At 69.0% G+C, this 20,751-nt stretch carries 18 protein-coding genes; 12 read left to right on the top strand and 6 right to left on the bottom strand.

Annotated elements, in window-relative coordinates; genetic code table 11:
- The 3 genes from AC1D2K_RS09200 to AC1D2K_RS09190 all read right to left on the bottom strand — a co-directional run.
- Positions 1-3,120 (bottom strand): efflux RND transporter permease subunit (locus AC1D2K_RS09200; RefSeq protein ID WP_478088144.1); only part of this gene is annotated, 3,120 nt, incomplete at its 3' end.
- A gap of 12 nt (positions 3,121-3,132) precedes the next feature.
- The gene (locus AC1D2K_RS09195; protein ID WP_478088142.1) at positions 3,133-4,326 is read right to left on the bottom strand and encodes an efflux RND transporter periplasmic adaptor subunit; all 1,194 of its coding nucleotides are present in this window, start codon (positions 4,324-4,326) and stop codon (positions 3,133-3,135) included.
- Positions 4,323-5,000, bottom strand: coding sequence for a TetR/AcrR family transcriptional regulator (locus tag AC1D2K_RS09190; RefSeq protein ID WP_478088140.1), 678 nt, complete (start codon positions 4,998-5,000; stop codon positions 4,323-4,325). Before AC1D2K_RS09190 ends, AC1D2K_RS09195 begins: the two co-directional genes overlap by 4 nt.
- Positions 5,001-5,098: 98 nt before the next feature.
- Here AC1D2K_RS09190 and msrA point away from each other — a divergent pair, with 98 nt between their 5' ends.
- The 4 genes from msrA to AC1D2K_RS09170 all read left to right on the top strand — a co-directional run bounded on the left by msrA (position 5,099) and on the right by AC1D2K_RS09170 (position 9,439).
- A complete protein-coding gene (gene msrA / locus AC1D2K_RS09185) occupies positions 5,099-5,650 on the top strand; it encodes a peptide-methionine (S)-S-oxide reductase MsrA (protein WP_478088138.1) in 552 nt (183 codons plus the stop codon).
- Between the two features lie 125 nt (positions 5,651-5,775).
- Positions 5,776-6,147, top strand: coding sequence for a hypothetical protein (locus AC1D2K_RS09180; RefSeq protein ID WP_478088136.1), 372 nt, complete (start codon positions 5,776-5,778; stop codon positions 6,145-6,147).
- Positions 6,148-6,224: 77 nt separating this feature from the next.
- Positions 6,225-8,339, top strand: coding sequence for a TonB-dependent receptor (locus tag AC1D2K_RS09175; protein ID WP_478088134.1), 2,115 nt, complete (start codon positions 6,225-6,227; stop codon positions 8,337-8,339).
- 143 nt (positions 8,340-8,482) lie between these two features.
- On the top strand, positions 8,483-9,439 hold the full coding sequence (locus tag AC1D2K_RS09170) for an AEC family transporter (protein WP_478088132.1): 957 nt from the start codon (positions 8,483-8,485) through the stop codon (positions 9,437-9,439).
- A 13-nt stretch (positions 9,440-9,452) separates the two neighbouring features.
- Here AC1D2K_RS09170 and pdxH read toward each other — a convergent pair whose 3' ends face one another.
- The gene (gene pdxH / locus AC1D2K_RS09165; protein WP_478088130.1) at positions 9,453-10,100 is read right to left on the bottom strand and encodes a pyridoxamine 5'-phosphate oxidase; all 648 of its coding nucleotides are present in this window, start codon (positions 10,098-10,100) and stop codon (positions 9,453-9,455) included.
- 41 nt (positions 10,101-10,141) lie between these two features.
- Between pdxH and AC1D2K_RS09160 the strand changes: the two genes are divergently transcribed.
- Complete coding sequence (locus AC1D2K_RS09160) at positions 10,142-10,711, top strand: nucleotidyltransferase family protein (RefSeq protein WP_478088128.1); 570 nt, start codon at positions 10,142-10,144, stop codon at positions 10,709-10,711.
- 91 nt (positions 10,712-10,802) lie between these two features.
- On the opposite strand, the gene AC1D2K_RS09155 is transcribed toward AC1D2K_RS09160, so the two are convergent.
- Positions 10,803-11,339 carry a superoxide dismutase family protein gene (locus AC1D2K_RS09155; protein ID WP_478088126.1) on the bottom strand — a complete coding sequence of 179 codons (537 nt, stop codon included), beginning with the start codon at positions 11,337-11,339 and terminating at the stop codon, positions 10,803-10,805.
- Between the two features lie 7 nt (positions 11,340-11,346).
- Entirely contained in the window at positions 11,347-12,081 is a 735-nt protein-coding gene (locus AC1D2K_RS09150; RefSeq protein WP_478088124.1) for a gamma-glutamylcyclotransferase, read from the bottom strand.
- Positions 12,082-12,123: 42 nt separating this feature from the next.
- On the opposite strand from AC1D2K_RS09150, the gene AC1D2K_RS09145 reads away from it, so the two are divergent.
- From AC1D2K_RS09145 to tssC, 7 genes are all read left to right on the top strand, one after another.
- Positions 12,124-12,663: an OmpA family protein gene (locus tag AC1D2K_RS09145; RefSeq protein WP_478088122.1), complete on the top strand. Its 540-nt coding sequence runs from the start codon at positions 12,124-12,126 to the stop codon at positions 12,661-12,663.
- 120 nt (positions 12,664-12,783) lie between these two features.
- Positions 12,784-14,622, top strand: coding sequence for a phosphogluconate dehydratase (edd, locus tag AC1D2K_RS09140; protein ID WP_478088120.1), 1,839 nt, complete (start codon positions 12,784-12,786; stop codon positions 14,620-14,622).
- Positions 14,613-15,254, top strand: coding sequence for a bifunctional 4-hydroxy-2-oxoglutarate aldolase/2-dehydro-3-deoxy-phosphogluconate aldolase (gene eda / locus AC1D2K_RS09135; RefSeq protein WP_478088118.1), 642 nt, complete (start codon positions 14,613-14,615; stop codon positions 15,252-15,254). The genes edd and eda overlap by 10 nt, the downstream gene beginning before the upstream one ends.
- Before the next feature lie 10 nt (positions 15,255-15,264).
- Positions 15,265-15,990: a haloacid dehalogenase type II gene (locus AC1D2K_RS09130; protein WP_478088116.1), complete on the top strand. Its 726-nt coding sequence runs from the start codon at positions 15,265-15,267 to the stop codon at positions 15,988-15,990.
- Positions 15,991-16,235: 245 nt separating this feature from the next.
- On the top strand, positions 16,236-18,884 hold the full coding sequence (gene tssH / locus AC1D2K_RS09125) for a type VI secretion system ATPase TssH (protein ID WP_478088114.1): 2,649 nt from the start codon (positions 16,236-16,238) through the stop codon (positions 18,882-18,884).
- A 48-nt stretch (positions 18,885-18,932) separates the two neighbouring features.
- Positions 18,933-19,466 carry a type VI secretion system contractile sheath small subunit gene (gene tssB / locus AC1D2K_RS09120; protein ID WP_478088112.1) on the top strand — a complete coding sequence of 178 codons (534 nt, stop codon included), beginning with the start codon at positions 18,933-18,935 and terminating at the stop codon, positions 19,464-19,466.
- A 40-nt stretch (positions 19,467-19,506) separates the two neighbouring features.
- Positions 19,507-20,751, top strand: a 1,245-nt coding sequence (gene tssC / locus AC1D2K_RS09115) for a type VI secretion system contractile sheath large subunit (protein WP_478088110.1), incomplete at its 3' end; no start/stop codon positions are given.

Here is a 20,751-nt window from a genome sequence, read left to right as displayed (position 1 = left end):
GCAATAGACGACCGGCACCACCACCAGCGTCAGCAGCGACGAGGTGATGACGCCGCCGATCACGGCCTGGCCCATCGGCGCGCGCTGCTCGGAGCCTTCGCTCACGGCGAAGGCCAGCGGCACCATGCCGAAGATCATCGCCAGCGTGGTCATGAGGATCGGGCGCAGCCGCACGCGGGCCGCCAGCAGCAGGGCCTCGGCGCGCGGCAGCCCCGGGATCGGCGTGCCGTCCTCGGCGACGCCGGGCTCGCGCGAACGGATCGCGAAGTCGACCAGCAGGATGGCGTTCTTGGTCACCAGGCCCATCAGCATCACGACGCCGATGATCGAGAACATCGACAGCGTCGAGCGGAAGATCAGGAGCGCCAGCACCACGCCGATCAGGGTCAGCGGCAGCGCGGTCATGAGCGCCAGCGGCTGCAGGAAGCTCCTGAACTGGCTGGCCAGGATCATGTAGATGAAGATCACCGCCAGCGCCAGCGCCGAGACCGCATAGCCGAAGGACTCCTGCATGTTCTTGGTCGAGCCGCTGAACTGCCAGCCGTAGCCCGGCGGGAACGCGATCCCGGCCAGCGCGGCGCGGACGTCGGCCGAGACCTCGCCGGCCGAGCGGCCGTCGACGTTGGCGTTGATGCTCACCTCGCGCGCCAGCGCGCGGCGGTTGATCTGGTTCGGGCCGGCGGATTCGCGCACCTCGGCCACCTGCGCCAGRCGCACGATGCGGCTCGAGCCGTCGGCGTTGGCGCCCACCGCGGTGCTCAGGAAGGGCAGGCGGGCCAGGTCGGCCGGCGAATTGCGCACCTCGGGTGCCAGCCGCACGTTGACGTCGTAGGTCTGGTCGTCGGGCGCACGCCAGTTGCCCACCGTGGTGCCGGCCACCAGCGTGCGCAGCGCGGCCGCGATCGGCGCCACGCCGAGGCCGAGGTCGGAGGCGGCATCGCGCCGGATCACCACGCTGACCGTGGGCTTGTCGGGCTTCAGGCTGGAGTCGAGGTCGACCAGGCCGGGGATCGGGCGGATCGATTCCATCACKYGKCGGGTGAGGCGCTCGAGTTCCTTCAGGTCGGGCCCCTGGAGCGAGAACTCGATCGGCTTGTTGCCGCCGACCGAGTCGCGCAGGCCGACGTGCGTGACCGTGATGCCGGGAATCGATCGCAGCCGCTCGCGCAGCACCGTGGACATCTGGTCGACGCTGCGGCTGCGCGAGCGGCGGTCGACCAGCCGCACGTAGAGGCTCGCGTAGATCTTGCCCTGCGCGTCGCCGCTGTTGATGGTGGTGAGCGTGTAGCGCACCTCGGGCATCTCGCGCAGCACCGTCTCGACCTGGCGCGCCTTGGCCTCGGTCACCTCGAGCGAGGAGCCGACCGGGGTGTAGAAGCTGATCGAGGTCTCGGAGAAGTCGGCCTTGGGCACGAATTCGGTGCCCAGCAGCGGCACCATGAAGATGCTGGCGATGAAGATGCCCAGGGCCGCCAGCACGGTGGCCAGCTTGTGCACCAGCGCCCAGCGCAGGATGCCCTGGTAGCCCTCGGCGAGGCGCTCGGTGGCGCGGTCGAACCAGCCGGTSACGCGGCCGATGGTCTTGTCGTAGAAGTCGACCGGCGCCTCGTTCTTGCCGTGCTTGTCGATGGCGGGGTCGTGCCAGATGCTCGACAGCATCGGGTCGAGCGTGAAGCTCACGAACATCGAGATCATCACGGCGGCCACGATCGTGATGCCGAACTCGTGGAAGAACTTGCCGATGATGCCTTCCATGAAGCCGATCGGCAGGAACACCGCGACGATCGACAGCGTGGTGGCCAGCACCGCCAGGCCGATCTCCTGGGTGCCGTCGAGCGAGGCGCGGAAGGGCCCCTTGCCCATCTGCACGTGGCGCACGATGTTCTCGCGCACCACGATCGCGTCGTCGATCAGGAGGCCCACGCACAGCGACAGCGCCATCAGCGTGATCATGTTGATCGTGAAGCCGAACATCGCCATGAACCAGAAGGTGCCGATCAGCGCGATCGGCAGCGTCAGGCCGGTGATCACGGTCGAGCGCCACGAGTTCAGGAACAGGAACACGATCAGCACCGTGAGCAGGGCGCCTTCGATCAGCGTCTGGCGCACGTTCTCGACCGCGACCCGAATCGGGCGCGAGGCGTCCCCGATGGGTTCGAGCCGCACGCCCGGCGGCAGCTGCGGCTTGATCTCGGCGATCGCCTTCACGAGCCCGTCGACCACCTGGATGGTGTTCTCGTCCTGCGCCTTCTGCACCGACAGCAGCAGCGTGCGCTGGCCGTTGTAGAGCGCCAGGCTGTCGATCTCCTGGGCGCCGTCGCGCACGGTSGCGACCTGGTCGACCCGGATCGGCGCGCCGSCCTTGCGGGCGACGATGATGCGGCCGAAGTCCTCGGGYCGYTCCATGCGGGCRTCGATCTGSACCACGCGGTCCTGYTCGAGCGAGCGCACCGAGCCGACCGGCAGCGCCTGGTTCTCGCTGCGCACCGCGTCCACCACCTGGCTGGCGCTGACGCCGAAGGCCTCCATCGCCTGCGGATTGAGATAGATGTTGATCTCGCGCTTGGTGCCGCCGACCAGCGTGACGGAGCCGACGCCGCGCACGTTCTCCAGGCGCTTCTTGAGCACCTGGTCGGCCCAGTTGGTGAGCTCGACCGCGCTGGGCTGCTGCTCCTTCGGCCCTTCGGGCAGCACCGCCACCGACCAGACGGCGCGCGAGGCCGGGTCGAAGCGCAGCACGCGCGGGTCCTTCACCTCGTCGCGGAACAGCGGCCGCACGCCGGCCACCTTCTCGCGCACGTCCTCGGCCGCCTTGCGGCCGTCGACATAGAGCTGGAACTCGATGATGACGACCGACTGGCCTTCATAGCTGCGCGAGGTCAGCGCGTTGATGCCGGCGATCGAGTYGACGCCTTCCTCGATCTTCTTGGTGACCTCGCTCTCGACGATCTCGGGCGAGGCGCCGGGGTACTCGGTGATCACCACCACCACCGGGAAATCGATGTTCGGAAACTGGTCGACCTGCAGCCGCTGGTAGGAGAAGGCGCCCAGCACCACCAGGGCGAGCATCAACATGGTCGCGAAGACCGGGTTCTTGAGACTGACGCGGGTGAACCACATGCCGTGCCAGCCTCAGGGTGCGCTGCGCGCTGAAGGAACGGCGGTCGGCGCGGTGCCCGTGGCGACCGGCGTCAGCCGCACCGCCGTGCCCTGGCGCAGCGGGCCGAGGCTGCCGGCCACCACCACCGCGCCGTCGTCGATGCCGCGCACCGAGACCATCGTCTGGCCGTCGAAYTGGCCGCGCAGGCCGGTCTCGACCGGWCGGTGCACGATGCGKCCGTCGACCACCATCTGCACGTAGGGYGCCGGCTTGTCGGTGCGCACCGCGCTCAGCGGCAGGGCCAGCGTTTCGGTGCGGCCGACGTCGATCGTGCCCTGCGCGAACAGSCCCTGGCGRAAGCCSGTGSWGCGGTCGAGCCGCAGGTAGACCAGCACGCTGCGGCTGCCCGCCTGCGCGCTCGGGTTGACCCGCGCCACGCTGGCGCCGACGCTGCGKTCGCCGCTCTTCGGGTCGGTCGCGCCGCTGCCCTCGATCTGCAGGCTGGCGCGCTGGCCGACGCGCACCGCGACTGAGTCGGCCGCGGCCAGCGTGGCCTCGACCTCGATGCGGCTCAGGTCCACCACTTCGATGATCTTGGCATCGATCCCGACGCGCTCGCCCGATTGGGCGAAGCGCTGCGCCACCTGGCCCGCGATCGGGCTCTTGAGCACGGTGTCGTCGAGCGACTTGCGGGTCATCTCGACCGCCGCCAGCGCGGCGCGGTGGGTCGACAGCGCCGAATTGAGATTCGACTGCGAGGTCTCGAGCGCGGTCCGGGAGATGAAGCCCTGATCGACCAGCGCCTTGTTGTTGTCGAAGGTGCGCTGCGCCACCTCGGCCTGGGCGCGGGCCGAATCGGCCTGCTCCTGGGCCTGGCGCAGGCGCGACTGGTATTCGATCGGGTCGATGCGCGCGATCACCTGGCCCGCCGCGACCGTGTCGCCCTCGCGCACCGCGAGCCCGATCAGCTCGCCGGCGACACGGGCCTTGACCTGTGCCGAATCGACCGCCCTGAGCGTGCCCGAGACCGGCAGCGTTTCGGCGAGCTCGCGGCGCGCGACCCGCACCACGTCGGCCGGCGAGAGTTCCACCACGGTCTCGGCCGCGGGTGCGCCGGCCGTCAGCTTGGCCTGCTGCGCCTTGCGCGCGCCAAGGGCGCGCAGCGCGCCGCCTACGAGAAGCACCAGGATCAGCGCCGCGACGGCCCACTTCATCGTTCTTTTCATGCGGCAGCCTTCGGCGGCAGGCTGAGGCCGTGCAGCACGGTCTCGGCCTGGAGCGCCAGGTATTTCTCGGGGTCGATGTCGGATTTCTCGTCGAAGCAGATGGCGGGCGAGTGCTTGGTGAGCATCAGGAAGATCATCGGCGCGATGACGGTGTAGATCGCGAGGTCGACGTCGACCGGCGCGAACTCGCCACTGTCGACGCCGCGCTGGACGATGCGCCGCAGCAGCCTGTGGCCCGGCTGCACCACTTCGCGGCGATAGAACTCGGCCAGTTCGGGAAAGTTCCGGCCCTCGCTCATCATCAGCTTCGTCAGGCCCGAGGCCTTGGTCGAGCCGACGCGTTCCCACCAGATCCGCATGCAGTAGCGCAGCATGTCGGCGGTGCTGCCTTCGTACTCGTCGAACTCGCGGTTCCACTCGGTGAAGCGGCCGGCCAGGTTCTCGATCACGACGGCTTTGAACAGCTCTTCCTTGCTCTGGAAGTAAAGGAAGAGGGTGCCCTTGGAGACGCCGGCGCGGACCGCGACCTCCTCCGAGCGGGTGGCGGCGAAGCCTTTCTCGACGAACAGGTCCAGCGCCGCCTCCAGCAACTCGCCCGGACGGGCCTCCTTGCGCCGCTCGCGCTTGGCGCTCACGGGACACAACTTGTCCTTGAGGAATCGGGGAGCGGGCATGTGAATTAATGACTGACGGGTTAGTAATGTAGTGAGGCCGGTGCGGGGCGTCAAGCCGGCACAATGCGGAGTTCGTCTCGACCTTCGCCGGAGTTGCCATGCCCTCGCCATCCTCGCCAACCGAATCCATCGTCCTCGGCGGTGGCTGCTTCTGGTGCACCGAAGCGGTGTTCGACCGCGTGCAGGGCGTGCTGGATGTGGAGTCCGGCTACAGCAACGGACAGGTCGTGAACCCGAGCTACGACCAGGTCTGCACCGGCCGCACCGGCCATGCCGAAGTCGTCAAGGTGGCTTTCGACCCGTCGCAGATCGCTTTGCGCGAGATCCTCGAGATCTTCTTCGTGGTGCACGACCCGACCACCCTCAACCGCCAGGGCAACGACGCCGGCACCCAGTACCGCAGCGGCATCTACTACACCGACGAGGCGCAGAAGCAAGTGGCCGAGGAGGTGATCCGCGAGATCGCCGACGGCGGAACCTACCGTTCGCCGATCGTGACCGAGGTCGCGCCGCTGGCCAACTACTCGACCGCCGAGGCCTACCACCAGGACTACTTCCTGAACCACCCGGACCAGGGCTACTGCGCCTTCGTGGTCGGGCCCAAGGTCGAGAAGTTTCAGAAGACCTTCGCGGCCCGCGTGAAAGCTTGAAACCTCGCGGGACAGACCAAGAAACTGCGAAGCAGTTTTTGCTCTGTCCTCGACCAACCTGAAACTTCGCGGGACAGACCAAGAAACTGCGAAGCAGTTTTTGCTCTGTCCTCGACTGACTAAAGATGCCTTTTGCCCAGCGCACCCTCCGCAGCCGCACCCTGTTGTGCGCGCTGGCGTTCGCGCTGTGGGCCGCGACCACGCTGGGCCTGCTGCACAGCGCGCTTCACGGTTCGCCGCCGGCAGCGTCGGCCGCTGTCTCCGCGCAGGTCGACGAGGCTGCGGCCTCGCACGGCCTGTCCGCGCTCTTCGGTGTCCACACCGAGGCCGAGTGCCGGCTCTACGACCAGTTGTCCCACGGGTCGGCCGCGCCTTGCGTGCCCCCGGTCTTCCTGCCGGTGCTGCTGCCGGCCGCCAGCTTCGTCTGGCTCGAGGGCGAAGTCTTCGCCCGCTGGATCGCGCTGTTCGACGCGCGCGGTCCGCCTTCCGCTCGCTGAATCCCCCTGCCTTCCGGTTGCCGACCCCGCCTGGCGGGGCGCGGCCGGCTGTTCATCGATTCAACGAGTGTTCCTTCATGACTTTCCTTTTTCATCGCCATGGCGTTGGCGCCGCGGTGCTGTCCTTCCTGTCCTGCGCCGCCGGCGGCGCCTGGGCGCAAGCCTCTCCTGGCGCACCGGCGCCCTCGCTCGGCGAGATCACCGTCACCGGCAATCCGCTCGGCGCCAGCGACCTGATCGTGCCGACCACGTCGCTCGCGAACGAAGCCCTGCTGCTGCGTTCCCAGTCCACCCTCGGCGAGACGCTGAACGGCCTGCCGGGCGTCAACAGCACCTACTTCGGTCCCAACGCGAGCCGGCCCACGATCCGCGGCCAGGACGGCGACCGCATCCGCATCCTGCAGAACGGCGGCAGCGCGCCCGACGCCTCGGCCCTGAGCTACGACCACGCCGTGCCGGTCGATGCGCTGGTGACGGACCGGCTCGAGGTGCTGCGCGGACCGGCCGCGCTGCAGTACGGAGGGAGTGCGGTCGGCGGCGTGGTCAACGTGATCGACAACCGCATCCCGACCGAACCGATCGAGGGCTTCGGCGGCCGCGCCGACCTGGGCTACGCCACCGGCAACCGCGAGAAGGCGGGCGGCGTGGTGCTCGAAGGCGGCACCGACCGCTATGCGCTGCACGTCGATGCCTTCCGGCGCGATTCCGACGACGTCTCGGTGCCGATCGAACTGGGCTGCGAGAAGCCCGGGCATCTCGGTTTCGCGCGCAAGATCTGCAACTCGGCCAACCAGGCCGACGGCGGCGCCTTCGGCGGCACGCTGTTCTTCGACCAGGGCTGGATCGGCGCCTCGGCCAGCACCTACCGCAGCACCTACGGCACCGTGGCCGAGCCCGACGTCACGATCGGCATGAAGTCCGACCGCTACGCGCTCGAGGGCGAATGGCGGCCCGGTGGCTTCTTCAGCAGCGTCCATGCCAAATTCAGCCGCACCGAGTACCGCCACACCGAGTACGAGGGCCCGTTGCCTGGCACCACCTTCACCAACGACAGCAACGACCTGCGCATCGAGGCGCGGCACCGCAAGATCGGCGATCTCGAGGGCATGGTCGGCTTCACCAGCGAGAGCGGCCGTTTCTCGGCCAATGGCGAGGAGGCCTTCGCGCCGAACAGCCGCACCAAGGCCAATGCGCTGTTCCTGCACGAGGAGCTCGGCACCTCGTGGGGGCGGCTGAGCTTCGGCGCCCGCACCGAGCAGGTCAAGGTGCAATCGCTCGGCGATCCGTCCAGCCCGGAGGTCACGCGCTTCTTCGTCGGCGAGCGCGACTTCCACCCGAGCAGCGCCGCCTTCGGTGGGCTGGTGAACCTGTCGCCGCAATGGCAGCTGACCTCGAACCTCGCCTACACCGAGCGGGCGCCGAAGGACTACGAGCTGTTCGCCAACGGCCCCCACCTGGCGACCGCGGCCTGGGAGACCGGCGACCCGAACCTCAAGGTGGAGAAGTCGACCGGCCTGGACCTGGGCGCCCAATGGAAGTCCGGCGCCCACACGGCCAAGGTGAACGCCTACGCGACCCGCTTCAGCAACTACATCGGGCTCACCGCCACCGGCAACGTGCGCAGTGCCGACGGCGAACTCAATCCACCGCCGATCGAGACGGCGGACGGGCAATTGCTGTTCCCCGAGGTGTTCGCCGACTACGTCTACCACGGGGTGCGAGCCCGCTTCACCGGCCTCGAGGCCAACGGCAACCTGCAACTGCTCGGCGCCGACGGCTTCTCGCGCCCGGCTGACGGCTCCACGCTCGACCTCGAGTGGCGCGGCGACCTGGTGCGCGCCACCAACACCGACACCAACGAGCCGCTGCCGCGCATCGCGCCGTGGCGCATCGGCAGCACGCTGGCCTATGGCAACGGCCCCTGGAGCGCGCGCCTGGGCTTCGACTACTACGCGGCGCAGAACCGCGTGCCGCCGCTGGGCGACCGCGCGACCGAGGCCTACACGCTCTGGGCCGCGTCGGTCAGCTACCAGATGCGGGTGCAGCGCGCCAATCTCACCTGGTATGCGCGCGTCGACAACATCGGCAACGCGCTGGCCTACAGCGCGACCTCGATCCTGACGACCACGGTGTACCCCAATGCGCCGCTGCCGGGGCGCAGCCTGAAGGTGGGATTGCGGGCGACGTTCTAGGTGGCTGGCCCCCACGCTCCCCCACTGCGTGTGGGTCGCTGCCCCCCGAGGGGGAGTCTGCAGGCCGCCCGTTTGCGCGAAGCGCGGACTTCGCCGCGCTGGCGGCCCGGCGCCGGCCTGGGCCTCGGCTATTCTCGACGGGCATGAATGGTCCCGTCGTTTCCTCGCTGCTGCCCGTGGTGTTCCTCATCGCGGCCGGCTACCTGGCGGGGAGGCTTCGCTGGATCCAGGGCGGTGCGGTCAAGGACCTGTCGAACCTGGTGTTCCTGCTGCTGGCGCCGCCGCTGCTGTTCCGCTCGATGAGCACGGTGCGCCTGGAGCAACTGAGCCTGAAGCCGGTGGCGGCCTATTTCGTCGCCGCCGGCCTGATCTTCGCGGCCACGCTGGCGTGGCGCGGCTTCAACCGCACCGGCGTCGTGCTGGCGCTCGCCAACACCTACAGCAACACCGTCATGATCGGCATTGCGCTGGTGGGCCTGGCCTACGGGCCCGAGGGCATGGTGGTGCTGCTGACGCTGATCTCGCTGCATTCGCTGGTGCTCCTGACCAGCGCCACCGTGTTCCTCGAGCTCGCGGTGGCGCACGAGGACGCGCAGCGCCACGCGTCGGGCCGGGAGGGGCGGCGCGCGATGGCACGCGCCGTGGCGCGCGCGCTGCGCAACGCGATCATCCATCCGGTGCAGGCGCCGATCCTGCTGGGCCTGCTGTTCGCGCAGACCGGGCTCGCGATTCCCGAGGCGCTGGACAAGCCGATCGCCTTGCTCGGGCAGGCCTTCAGCCCGGTGGCCCTGGTGCTCGTCGGCATCACGCTGGCGCTGACGCCGGTGGGCCTGCACTGGCGCAACGCGCTGACCCAGGCGCTGGTCAAGAACCTGGTGCATCCGGCGCTGGTGGCGGTGCTCGGCTGGGCCTTCGGCCTGCGCGGCCTGCCGCTGACCGTGATGGTGGTGGCCGCCGCGCTGCCGATCGGCGCCAACGTGTTCCTGTTCGCGCAGCGCTACCGGACCTCGGAAGCGCTGATCACCGCGAGCGTGGTGGTTTCGACGGTCATGGCGCTGGCGACGCTCTCCATTGTGATGGCGGTCGCGGGCCGGCTCTGAGCCCGGCCGAACCTCAGGGCGCCAGCCGTTCGCGCACCCAGTCGCCACCTTCGCGGCGATAGCGCAGCCGGTCGTGCAGCCGGCTCTTGCGGCCCTGCCAGAACTCCCAGCGGTCGGGTTCCAGCCGGAAGCCGCCCCAGTGCGGCGGCCGCGGCGGCGAGAGCAGGTGCTTCGCGGCCTGCACCGCGGCGTTCTTCACGAGCACGTCGCGCCCGCTGATGACCTCGCTCTGCGGGCTGGCCCAGGCGCCGATGCGGGAGTCGAGCGGGCGGCTCGCGAAGTAGGCGTCGCTCTCGGCGGCGTCGACCTTGCGGACCCGTCCCTCGATGCGCACCACGCGCTCGAGCTCGACCCAATGGAACTGCAGCGCCGCATAGGGATTGCCGGCCAGCTCCTGGCCCTTGCGGCTCTGGTAGTTGGTGTACCAGACGACGCCGCGGGCGCCGTAGCCCTTGATCAGCACGATGCGGGTGGAGGGGCGCAGGTCGCCGCCGACGGTGGCCAGGGTCATCGCGTTGGGTTCGGGCACCTGGGCGTCGATCGCCTCGGCAAGCCAGCGTTCGAACAGGTCGAGCGGGTCGGCGGCGCTGCTGGTTTCGTCGAGCGCGGCGCGCTCGTAGCTTTTGCGCAGTGCGGCCAGCGATTCGTTGGTTGAACTCATGGCGCCATTGTTGCGCAAGCCAAGCGGAGATACTGCGGGCCATGAACGCCGTGCCCGAAATTCGACCACCGACTGTCATCGTCCTCGCCTCCGGAAGCGGCGAGCGCTTCCGCGCCGCCGGCGGCGCCGGCCACAAGCTGCAGGCGATGCTGRCCGGCGCCACGGTGCTGGACCACACGCTGGCGGCGGTGCGCGCGAGCGGCCTGCCCTGGCATCTGGAGGACGCCGGCCACCCCGGCATGGGCGACTCGATCGCCGCCGCCGTGCGGGCCACGGCCGATGCCGCGGGCTGGCTGATCCTGCCGGCCGACCTGCCGCTGGTGCAGCCCGCGACCCTGAACGCCGTGGCGCGTGCGCTGGGTCCGGCGGTGCAGGCGGCACAGCCGCACTACGGCGGCCAGCGCGGCCATCCGGTGGGCTTCGCCGCCAGCTGCTTCGACCCGCTTTCGCAGCTGTCGGGCAACCAGGGCGCTGCCCCCGTGCTGCGTGCGCTCAGGGAGGCAGGGCAGGTGGCCGACATCGAGGTCGACGACATCGGTGTCGTGACCGACATCGACACCCCCGAAGAACTCGCGCGCGCCGAGGCCTTGATCAAGGCGCGGCTTGGCTAACGCTTCAGGCCGGCGCCGGGCCGCCCCAAGGCGGCCTGCGGCCCCCTCGGGGGGCAGCGACCCACACGCAGTGGGGGAGCGTGGGGGCTAGCTAGCTCCGGGCGATGATCCCGCAGGCGACGCGCGGGCCGGAGTTGCCGGCCGGCTGGGTCGTGAAGTCGTCGCGGTCGCGGTGCACCACCAGCGCGCGGCCGATCACGTTGTTGGCGGCGCCTTCGGTCATCGAGATGTTGTGCACGTCGACGCTGAAACGCGCCACGCCGGCGGCGTCGGCCACCAGGCTCGGCAGCTCGCCCGCATGGCTGCCGGGCGCGGCGAACTTGCCGTGCGTGCCGCCGGCCGGATTGAAGTGGCCGCCCGAGGCATTGCCGTTGTCGCCGCAGTCGCCCTTTTCGTGGATATGGAAGCCGTGCTCGGTGCCCGGCGCAAAGCCACGGACCTCGCCCTTGACGCGCACGCCGTGGTCGAGCGCCGTGAATGTCACCTTGCCCACGGTCGGATTCGGCGAGATCGCGCCGGTCGGCGCGAGCTCGGCGGTGGCGCCGGCCTTGGGGCCCAGGGTGCCGCAGGCCGCGAGCAGGCCGGCCGCGACGACGGCGAGGGCAGGGACGATGTGGCGAGGGCGCATGATCAAGTTACTCCTTGGTTTTCTGGGTTGACGCTGAAGGGTACATCGCAGCGGCAGGCTCGCCGCTGTCGGCCGATGCCGACAGGCGCGAATCCGCCAGCCTGACCAGCCGTGCCAGCGCGGCATCGTGGATCGCATGGCGCCGCAGCTCGAGCAGGGTCTGGTGCGCATAGTCCAGCGAGCTGCCGTAGCGGCCGACCGCGGTCTTGAAGATCAGGGCGTAGCGCTCGTCGCTCAACTCCCCGGTGAAGTTGGGGCTGTGCCGCGACAGCGTGAAGGCCAGCGCACGCACCGTCGAATGGGGCGTCGCGCACTCGAGCCAGCGCGGATCGTAGACGCCGGTCGGCATCTCGCGCAACCAGAGCCGGCCCAGGGTTTCGAGCCCGTGGGCGGCAGGCACGCGGAACACCATGCCGCGGCAGCTGCCGCCCGACAACAGGCCGAACACCAGTCCGGGGTTCTCGACCGTGCCGCGGTTGACCCGGCTCCACATCTTGAGCGCGCGGTGCCAGCCGTGGACCCGGGCCGGATGCCGCTCGACGAAGCCGAAATCCGGCCGCCAGATCAGTGAACCGTAGCCGAACAGCCAGAGGTCCTCGTGGCCGCCCCATTCGGCGATCACGCGGTCGAGCATCGGCTTGGGATCGCGAAGGGGCTTCGGCAGCGGGCCCAGGCCGGGCGGCCCGGGGTCGCCGACCGGGCCGTCGGAGGCGGCACCTACAATTTGGCGGTCATGGTTCACCGCACCATTATTTACCGACCCCTCAACTACGGAGATCCGCCCATGTCAGCCAACAGTGATGACGAAAGCCAGCAGAACTTCATCCTCGCCTTCCTGCTCGGCCTGATCGCCCTCGTGATCCTGTTCGTGATCGGGATCGTGCTCTACACCCGCAGCCATGCGCCGGCTCCGGCGACGCCCCCGGTGGCCGCGGCCGTGCCGGTGACCACGCTGGCGGTCGTGACCGAGACCGTGACGGTCGTGATTCCCGACGGCGCCAGCATCCGCGTCATCGGCGGGGTCGTGAACTTCTATTTCGCCACCGCCAGCGCCGACCTGGCGCCGGGCGCAGCCGAGGCCCTGGCCGTGGTCATCAAGGGCGTCGAGAGCGGCCGCAAGGCGGTGATTTCGGGCTTCCATGACACCACCGGCGACGCCGCGATCAACGAGGCCCTGGCGAAGAAGCGCGCCGAGACCGTGCGCGACGTGCTGACCGGCCTCGGCGTCCCGGCCGACAAGGTCGAGCTCGAGAAGCCGGCCGTCACGTCCGGCACGGGGAACAATGCCGAAGCCCGCCGGGTCGAAGTCAAGTTGCTGGATTGAGCGCCAGCGCACTCGCAGCGATGCAAAGCCCGGCTCGTCCGGGTTTTTTCATTTGGACTTGATACCATGCACTTCCGAGCCGCCGCCGCGTCGCGGCTCTCCGGCAGAGCGACACACCCCATGACCACACATCCCACCGTCCGCGCTGTCACCGAGCGCATCCGCGCGCGCAGCCAGAGCCTGCGCAGCGCCTACCTGCAGGACCTGGCCGAAACCCGAAGCCGCGACCGCGGCTCCGACCGGATGGGCTGCGCCAACGTCGCGCATGCCGTGGCCGGTATCCCGGCCAACGACAAGTTCAAGGTCGTGAGCGAGCGGGCGCCCAACATCGGCATCGTCACCGCCTACAACGACATGCTCTCGGCCCATGCGCCGTACCAGGGCTACCCCGACATCGTCAAGCACGAGGCGCGCCGCCTCGGCGCCACCGCCCAGGTGGCCGGCGGCGTGCCCGCGATGTGCGACGGTGTCACCCAGGGCACGCCCGGCATGGAGCTGAGCCTGTTCAGCCGCGACGTCATCGCGATGGGCACCGCGGTGGCGCTCACGCACGACATGTTCGATGCCGCGCTGCTGCTCGGCGTCTGCGACAAGATCGTGCCGGGCCTGCTGATCGGCGCGCTGCATTTCGGCCACCTGCCGACCGTCTTCGTGCCCGCCGGGCCGATGCCCTCGGGCCTGTCGAACACCGCCAAGTCGAAGGTGCGCGAGCAGGCGGCCCAGGGGCTGGTCGGGCGCCAGGGCCTGCTCGACGCCGAGATGCAGGCCTACCACAGCCCCGGCACCTGCACCTTCTACGGCACCGCCAACAGCAACCAGATGCTGCTCGAGGCCATGGGCCTGCACGTGCCGGGCTCGGCCTTCATCCAGCCCGGCGACGACATGCGCGAGGCGCTCACGCGCGAGGCGGTGCGCACCGTGCTGGGGCGGGCAACGGACGCCGCCTTCGCGGTGCCGCCGATCGGCGAGCTGGTCGACGAGCGCGTGATCGTCAATGCCATGGCGGCGCTGCTCGCCACCGGCGGCTCGACCAACCACCTGATCCACTGGGTCGCGGTGGCGCGCGCCGCCGGCATCCTGATCGACTGGAACGATTTCGCCGAGCTGTCGGAAGTGGTGCCCTTGCTGGCGCGGGTCTATCCCAACGGCAGCGCCGACGTCAATGGTTTCCAGGCCGCAGGAGGGCCGGGCTTCGTGATCGGCGAACTGCTCGACGCCGGCCTGATGCATGCCGACGTGCTCAGCGTGCGGGCCGGCGGCATCCGCGAATTCGCCGGCATTCCGCAACTCGCCGGGGCTCCTTCGGACGAACGCTCGCTCAAGTGGGCGGCCGCCGCACCGTCGAAGGACGACAGCATCGCGCGGCCGGTCTCGGCGCCCTTCAGCGCCACCGGCGGGCTCAAGCTGCTGCAGGGCAACCTGGGCCGCAGCGTGATCAAGGTGTCCTCGGTGCCGACCGACCGCCACGTGATCGAGGCGCCCGCGCGGGTCTTCGATTCGCAGGCCGCGCTGCAGCAGGCCTTCACCGCCGGCGAGCTCGAGCGCGACGTGGTCTGCGTGGTGCGCTGGCAGGGCCCGCAGGCCAACGGCATGCCCGAGCTGCACAAGCTCACGCCGCCGCTGTCGGTGCTGCAGGGCAAGGGCTTCCGGGTGGCGCTGGTGACCGATGGCCGCATGAGCGGCGCGTCCGGCAAGGTGCCGGCCGCGATCCACGTCTCGCCCGAGGCCGCCGCCGGCGGGCCGCTGGCCAAGGTGCGCGACGGCGACCTGATCCGGCTCGATGGCGTGGCCGGCACCCTCACCGTGCTGCTGCCCGAGGACGAATGGGCGGCGCGCGAAACCGCGACCATGCCCGACGAGGCGCGTGCCGCCAACGGCCGCGGCCTGGGCCGCGACTTGTTCGCCGGCATGCGGCGCAATGCATTGACTGCTGAAGAAGGAGCCTGCTCATGGCTGTGAAAGATTCGTTGTCCGCGCTCGATGTGATGCGCGACGCCCCGGTGATTCCGGTCATCGTGCTGCACGACGTCAAGGACGCGGTGCCGCTGGCGCGCGCGCTGGTGGCCGGCGGCATCCGCATGCTCGAGGTCACGCTGCGCACCCGCGAGGCGCTCGAGTGCATCGAGCTGATCGCCAAGGAAGTGCCCGAGGCCGTGGCCGGCGCCGGCACCATCCGCAGCGCCGCCGATGCCCAGGCCTCGGCGCTGGCCGGCGCGAAATTCGGCGTCAGCCCCGGCTACACGCGCGCGGTCGGCAAGGCCTGCCACGACCTCGGACTGCCGCTCCTGCCCGGCGTCGCGACCGGCAGCGAGATCATGATGGCCCAGGAAGACGGCCTGACCGAGCTCAAGTTCTTCCCGGCCGTGCAGGCCGGCGGCCTGGCGATGCTCAAGGCCTGGCAAGGACCCTTCGGCGACGTCAAGTTCTGCCCCACGGGCGGCGTCCACGCCGGCAACGCGCACGAGTTCCTCGCGCTGTCCAACGTCGCCTGCGTCGGCGGCTCGTGGATCGTGCCGACCGACGCCATCGCCGCCGGCGACTGGGGCCGCATCGAGGCGCTGGCGCGCGAGGCCAGCCAACTGGCGCGCTGAGGGCCGGGGCATGGGAGAGATCCTGGAAGGCAGCGAACTGAAGGTCATCGCCTTCGACGTCTTCGGCACCGTGGTCGACTGGTATTCCGGCATTGCCGCCGAGGCCGAGCGGCTGCTGCCCGGTGTCGATGGCGGCGCCTTCGCGCTGGCCTGGCGCGCCGGCTACCAGCCCGCGATGCAGGGCGTGATGGGGCGCCTGGCGGCCGGCGAGGGCGGCTTCACGCTGCTCGACGAACTGCACATGGGCATCCTCGGCGATGTGCTGCGCGAATTCGGAGCGGCCGATCTCGACGCCGGCAAGAAGCGCGAACTCAACAAGGCCTGGCACCGGCTGCCGGCATGGCCCGATGCGGTCGAGGGGCTGGCCCGGCTCAAGCGCAAGTACACGATCTGCACGCTCTCCAACGGCAACATCGGCCTGCTGACCGAGATGGCCAAGCGCGCCGGCCTGCCCTGGGACTGCGTGCTGTCGGCGGAAGTGTTCAAGGCCTACAAGCCCGACCCGCGCACCTACATCGGCGTGGCCGCGGTGTTCGATGTCACGCCAGGGCAGGTGATGCTGGCGGCCGCGCACCACGACGACCTGGCGGCGGCCCGCGCCTGCGGCCTGCGCACCGGCTACATCGAGCGGCCCCTGGAGTTCGGCCCCGGGCGGCCGAAGGATGTCTCGCCGCAGCCCGACAACACGCTGCACGCACGGGACATCGGGGCGCTGGCGGATCTGCTGGGCTGCTGATTTTTCGCTGAAAGTACGCATGCAGATATTTCTCTGCATGTGTTCGATGCTTCAGCACCGGATTCCGGACTGAGCCTACTGACGTGTCTGTCTTGCGCACCTAGAGTGTGCATCGACAAGAACGAACGTGAGGGTGGGAGCCGGTGCCAATGAAGACACACTTGAGAGCCGTTGCCTCGGCACGCTGCTGCGACGGCCGTAGCCGCACCCCCTTGCTGTCTCGCTGCGCACGCTAGGGGCCGCGCATGGCGATTTCGCGACGAGCCTTGTTCGGCAAGCTCGACCTGACCCTGTTCCGCGCCATCGAATCAGCCACGGCATTCGCCAAGCTTCGAGGCAACCCCTATGTCGAGCTGACGCACTGGCTGCATCAGCTCTGGCAGCTCAGCGACAGCGACCTGCACCGGATCTGCCGCCACTATCAGATCGAGCCGCAATCGGTCGAGCGCGACCTGGCATCGGCGCTGGCCGCGCTGCCCTCCGGGGCTTCGTCGCTCAGCGATTTTTCGCATCACATTGGCGCCGCGATCGAACGGGCCTGGGTCCTGTCCAGTCTTGAGTTCGGCGGCCACTGCGTCCGCAGCGCCTGGCTGCTTGCCGCATTGCTGCAAACCCCCGATCTGCGCGGCGTGATGCTGGCCATCTCGCCCGCCTTCAAGAAGATACCGGCCGAGCAGCTCACCGAGTCGCTGGCGTCTCTCATCGCAGGTTCGCCGGAATCGAACGAGGGGCCACATGATGGTTCAGGGCTGGCATCGGCCATGCCCGGCGAAGCCAGTGGCGCCATCGCACTGGAAGCCGACGGAAGTTCGGCGCTGGCCAAATACTGCGTCGACCTGACGCAGCGTGCACGTGCCAGCGAGATCGATCCCGTGATCGGTCGCGAGCACGAGATCCGCACCATGGTCGACATCCTGYYGCGCCGYCGGCAGAACAAACCCCTGCTGACCGGCGAGGCCGGCGTCGGCAAGACSGCGGTGGTGGAGGGGCTGGCGCTCGCCATCGCTCGCGCCGAAGTGCCGGCCAGCCTGCGCGAGGTCCGCCTGCTGAGCCTCGACGTCGGCGCGCTGCTGGCCGGTGCCAGCCTGCGCGGCGAATTCGAGTCGCGCCTCAAGAGCCTGCTCGAGGAAGCGAGCCGCTCGCCGCAGCCCGTGATCCTGTTCGTCGACGAAGTGCATACCTTGATCGGCGCCGGCGGCCAGGCCGGCACCGGCGATGCGGCCAATCTGCTCAAGCCGGCGTTGGCGCGCGGCACCTTGCGCACCATCGGCGCGACCACCTGGAGTGAATACAAGCGCCATATCGAAAAGGACCCGGCGCTCACACGCCGCTTCCAGGTGCTGCAGGTCGCGGAGCCTGAAGAAACGTCAGCCATCGAGATGGTGCGCGGTCTGGTCGCGACCTTCACCGCGCACCATGGCGTCACCGTGCTCGACGAAGCCGTGCGCGCCGCCGTGCTGCTGTCGCATCGCTACATCCCGGCGCGCCAGCTGCCCGACAAGGCCATCAGCCTGCTCGATACCGCCTGCGCCCGTGTCGCCATGTCGCTGCAGACGCCGCCGGCCGCCGTGGAGCATCTGCGCCAGCGCATCGCGGCCTTGCGGACCGAACTCGACCTGCTCGACAAAGAAGGCGTGGTCGCCCAGGGCCGGGAAGGCCGTTCGGCGCGCATCGCCGCCATCCAGGCAGAGCTTGCTTGCGTGACCGACGAACTGTCGGCGCAGGAACAACGCTGGCAGGACGAACTCGCCATGGTCCGAAAGATCCAGGCCCTGCGCGCCGAGCATCTGGCCGACGCCGTACCGGCGCCATCCGCCGAACTGACGGCGCTCGAAGCCGCACTCGCCGATTGCCAGCAGGAGGCGCCGCTGATCTTCCCGCAGGTCGACGAAGACGTCGTGGCCGCCATCGTCGCCGACTGGACGGGCATCCCGGTCGGGCGCATGGTGCAGGACGATGTGGCCGCCGTGTTCCAGCTGCACGCGACGCTCGACCGTCGCGTCATCGGCCAGGGCGACGCGCTCAAGGTCATCACCGAGCGCGTCCAGACGGCCCGCGCGCGCCTGATCGATCCCGACAAGCCCGTGGGCGTCTTTCTCCTGGTGGGTCCATCGGGCGTGGGCAAGACCGAAACCGCACTGGCGCTGGCCGAGGCGATGTATGGCGGCGAGCAGAACCTCATCACCATCAACATGAGCGAGTTCCAGGAGTCGCACACCGTGTCGACGCTCAAGGGCGCGCCGCCGGGCTACGTGGGCTACGGCGAGGGCGGCGTGCTGACCGAGGCCGTGCGCCGCAAGCCCTACAGCGTGATCCTGCTCGACGAGGTCGAGAAGGCCCACCCCGACGTGCACGAGATCTTCTTCCAGGTCTTCGACAAGGGCTGGATGGAAGACGGGGAAGGGCGGCGCATCGACTTCCGCAACTGCACGATCCTGCTCACCAGCAACACCGGCTCCGATCTGATCACGTCGCTGTGCGAAGACCCGGCGCTGATTCCTGGCGCAGCCGCGCTGCGCGAAGCCCTGCAGTCGCCACTGCGGCAGGTGTTTCCGGCGGCCTTCATCGGGCGGCTGACAGTCGTGCCGTATCTGCCGCTGGCCGAGAGCGCGCTGGGCGACATCGTCACGCTGCACCTGAATCGCGTGGTCGACCGCATGCAGGCGCAGCACGGCATCGCGCTGAGCTATTCGCCGGCGCTGGTCAAGCACGTCATCGAGCAGTGCGGCACCCACGAGACAGGCGCGCGCCGCCTGATCGGCTTCATCGAGCAGAACCTGTTGCCGGTGCTTTCGCGGCATTGGCTGGGTGCCTTGCAGGAGCGACGACGGATCGTTCGGCTGGCGGTCGACATGTCGAACGAAGACTTCGCCTGCGAAGTCGAGTACGGCTGAAGCCGTGGCAACGCCACTTTCCATTCTTTCCCCAACCCCGGAGTCTTCATGAGCTACCAGAACAGCCAGAAATTCATCGCTCGCAACCGAGCGCCGCGTGTGCAGATCGAATACGACGTCGAGATCTACGGCTCGGAGAAAAAGATCGAGCTGCCCTTCGTCATGGGCGTGCTGGCCGACCTGTCGGGCAAGCCGGTCGAGCCGCTGCCCACCGTGAGCGAGCGCAAGTTCCTCGACATCGACATCGACAACTTCGACGAGCGCATGAAGGCGATCCAGCCGCGCGTCGCGTTCTCGGTGGCCAACACCCTGACTGGCGAAGGCCGCCTGATGGTCGACATGAGCTTCGAGAGCATCGACGACTTCTCGCCGGCCGCCGTGGCGCGCAAGGTCGGTCCGCTCAAGCAACTGCTCGACGCCCGCACGCAACTCTCGAACCTGCAGACCTACATGGATGGCAAGGCCGGGGCCGAGAGCCTGATCAACAAGCTCATGCAGGACCCGGCGCTGATGAAGTCGCTCACTGCGGCACCGAAGCCCAAGGCAGCGGACGAGAGCGGCGCCGAAGCCGCCACTGCCTGAACGCAGCGCCGAAAYGCATCCAGTCTCACAGGGAGGAACCATGAAACCCAACACCAAGCAGGCCCCCAGCGCCCCGACCCAATTCGCCGAGATCTCCGATTTCTCGTCCTTGCTCGACAAGGAATTCAAGCCGAAGACCGAAGAGGCCCGCGATGCCGTCGAGGCCGCGGTCCGTACCCTGGCCGAGCAGGCGCTGGTCAACGCGGCCACGATGACCGACGACGCCTACAGCAACATCGAGGCCGTCATCGCCGAGATCGACCGCAAGCTGTCCGAGCAGATCAACCTCGTGATGCACAAGGAAGAGTTCCAGAAGCTCGAGTCCGCCTGGCGCGGCATGCACCACCTGGTCTACAACACCGAGACCGACGAGAAGCTCAAGATCCGCTTCATGGACATCTCGAAGGACGAGATGCGCCGCACCATGCGCCGCCACAAGGGCATCGCCTGGGACCAGAGCCCGATCTTCAAGCGCGTCTACGAAGAGGAATACGGGCAACTCGGCGGCGAGCCCTACGGCTGCCTGGTCGCCGACTACTACTTCGATCACACGCCGGCCGACGTCGAACTGCTGGCCGCCATCGCCAAGATCTCAGCCGCATCGCATGCGCCTTTCATTGCGGGCTCGTCGCCGGCGCTGCTCGGCATGGAGTCGTGGCAGGAACTCGCCAACCCGCGCGACCTGGCCAAGATCACCTCGAACCTCGAACATGCGCCGTGGAATTCGCTGCGCGAGACCGAGGACTCGCGCTACGTCGGCCTGGCCATGCCGCGCTTCCTGGCGCGCCTGCCCTACGGCGTGAAGACGAACCCGGTCGACGAGTTTGACTTCGAGGAAGAAACCGAAGGCGCGGACCACCGCAACTACGTGTGGAGCAATGCGGCCTACGCCATGGCCGTCAACATCAACCGCAGCTTCAAGCTCTACGGCTGGTGCACCATGATCCGCGGCGTCGAATCGGGCGGCACGGTCGAGAACCTGCCCTGCCACACCTTCCCGACCGACGACGGCGGCTTCGACATGAAGTGCCCGACCGAGATCGCGATCTCGGATCGGCGCGAAGCCGAACTCGCCAAGGCCGGCCTGATTCCCCTGGTGCATCGCAAGAACACCGACCACGCGGCCTTCATCGGCGCGCAGTCGATGCAGAAGCCGCAGGAGTACATGGACCCGGACGCGACCGCCAATGCCAACCTGTCGGCGCGCCTGCCCTACCTGTTCGCGAGCACGCGCTTTGCGCACTACCTCAAGTGCATCGCTTTGCGCACTACCTCAAGTGCATCG

This window comes from Variovorax sp. P1_H12_2, assembly GCF_056405335.1.
Note: the sequence above shows the minus strand (reverse complement) of the source record. Positions and strands in the feature narration are given on the sequence as shown.